The 2,348-nt window shown below is 77.6% G+C and carries 1 protein-coding gene and 1 pseudogene; one reads left to right on the top strand and one right to left on the bottom strand.

The genetic code is table 11. The annotated features are described in order from the left end of the window. On the bottom strand, window positions 1–1,971 hold a 1,971-nt coding region (tmk, locus tag ABEB16_RS11440; RefSeq protein WP_345712378.1), incomplete at its 3' end, for a dTMP kinase. Window positions 1,972–2,046: 75 nt separating this feature from the next. Here tmk and ABEB16_RS11435 point away from each other — a divergent pair. Beyond that, a pseudogene (locus ABEB16_RS11435) lies at window positions 2,047–2,348 on the top strand (hypothetical protein); the annotation flags it as partial.

Genomic DNA, 2,348 nt, shown 5'->3' with positions numbered 1-2,348 from the left:
CGCCAGGTCCAGGAACCCGCGGCGCACCCGCACGTGGAACGCCAGGGGCTCCGCCTCCACCCGGTCCTCACCACCGCGCGCGGCGTCCCCGTGCCGGCGGGTGCGGGCCGCCGCCGGGTCCAGGTCCAGCACCACGGTCAGGTCCGGCAGCAGGCCCTGCGTCGCCCAGCGCGACAGCCGCTCCACGTCGGCGCGCTCCAGCGCGCGGCCGGCCCCCTGGTACGCCAGGGAGGAGTCCACGTAGCGGTCGCTCACCACCACCGCACCCCGCTGCAGCGCCGGGCGCACCACCTGCGCCACGTGCTGGGCCCGGTCCGCGGCGAACAGCAGCGCCTCGCTGCGCGGGTCCAGCGGCGCCGTCGAGGCCAGCAGCACCTGCCGCAGCGCCACACCGGCCGGGGTGCCGCCCGGCTCCCGGGTCAGCACGACCTCCAGCCCGAGCTCGGCGCCGATCCACTCCCGCAGCAGCCGCGCCTGCGTCGACTTGCCCGTGCCGTCGCCGCCCTCCAGCGCCACGAACACCCCCGGCCACCCCGGCCGGGCGGTGCAGCGCTCCCCGGCCGGCCGGCCGCGCTCGCGCCACGCGCGGGCCAGGTCCCGGCGCAGGGACGTGCCGGGCCGGTCGTCCATGTGCCGCAGCGCCAGCACGCCACCGGCCGTCAGCAGCAGCCCCGCCAGCGCGAACGTCAGCGCCGCGCCGTTGTACGTCAGCGCCACCCGCGGGTTGAAGTGCCAGGTGTGCTCCCCCAGCAGCGCCGCCAGCGCCGGGGCCGCCGCCATGACGAGCACCAGCACCACGCGGGTGACGGACCCGACGAAGGCGAACGTGCGCCCGCGCACCTCGTCGTCGGCCTCCAGCCCCAGCAGCGTCGAGCCCGTCACCCACGCCACGCCCGCGCAGGCGCCCATGCCGGCGCAGAACCCCGCGACGAGCACGATGTTGGGCACCAGGCCCACCAGCAGCAGGAACCCGCCCGCGGCGGTGAGCGCCAGGCCGAACAGGCGCCGCCGGGACAGCCCCGCCAGCAGCCGCGGCCCCGCCCACATCCCCACCGCCAGGCCCGACAGGACGGCCACGGCCAGCACCCCGAACCCCGGGTCGCCGGCCTTGAGGTCGCGCACCAGGGTGCGGGCCAGGCCGATGACGACACCACCGGCGGCGAAGGCGGCGAGCATCCCGCCGACGAGCCCGCGCAGCAGCCGGTTGCCGGCCACGAACCGCCAGCCGTCCACGACGTCGCGCCACAGCGAGGTGCGGGCTGCCCCCTCCGGGCGCGGGGCGCGCGGGGGGATGTCCAGGCGCCAGACGACGAGCGCGGCGACGAGGAAGGTCAGGGCGTCGGCGTAGAAGGCCAGCGACACCTGGCTGCCGGCGAGGGCGGGCACGACGTCGTCGAGCACCCCGGCGAGCAGGGTGAGCGCGACGAACACGACGCCGGCGACGGGTGCGGAGCCGTAGGTGGCGGCCAGGCTGACCTGGTTGGCCGCCTCCAGCTGCGAGCGCGGCACGAGGTTGGGGACCGTGGCGTCCTTGGCGGGGCCCCAGAACATCGCGACCAGCTCGATGAGGAGGGTCGCGACGAACAGCCAGGTCAGCGTCCCCACCAGCGGGATGGACGCGAAGAGGCCGAAGCGCAGCAGGTCGCCCACGACCATGGTGGCCCGGCGGTCGAGCCGGTCGGCGAGCGCGCCGGCGAGCGGGCCGAGCAGGGCGGCGGGGGCCACCTGGAGGATGATCACGGCGGAGACGGCGAGGTTCTGCCCGGCGTAGCCGCCGCCCGCCAGGCCCGCCGCCATGCCGATCTTGGCGAAGGTGCCGAGCCAGTCGCCGAAGCTGGACAGCGCCAGCGACAGCCACAGCCGCCGGAAGGCGCGGTTGGCCAGGACGGCCCGCAGGTCGTGGTCGGGTGCGACGTCCGCGCCACCCCCACCGGCTGGGGAGCCGGGCCGGCTGGCGGGAGGAACGCTCACCCGGTCAGGGTAGATGGCGTACCGGACAGACCAGGACGTCCGGCGGCGGCAGCGGCACCGGACGGGGTGGTGGGGGTGCGCCAGGAGGACGAGGCGTCGTTCGCCGCCTTCGCCGGGGCGGTGGCCCCGCGCCTGCGGCAGCTGGCCCTGGCGTGGTGGTGGGCCGCGCCACCGGGCGGCACCGACCCCGTCACCGACCCCGTGACCGGTCCCGACCACGTCACCGACCACGCCGACGGTCCTGACGACACCGGCGGGACGGCCGGTCCCGCCCGGTCGTCGGCCGCCGAGGCGGCGGAGGTGGCCGTGCGCGGCGCGCTCGCCGACGTCCGCGCCGCGTGGGGGCGCGAGGACGACGAGGCCGAACCCCTCGACCG

The sequence above is a fragment of the Kineococcus glutinatus genome, from assembly GCF_039542765.1.
Classification (GTDB): Bacteria; Actinomycetota; Actinomycetes; order Actinomycetales; family Kineococcaceae; genus Kineococcus_A; species Kineococcus_A glutinatus.
This window is presented reverse-complemented; position numbering and strand designations above follow the sequence as displayed.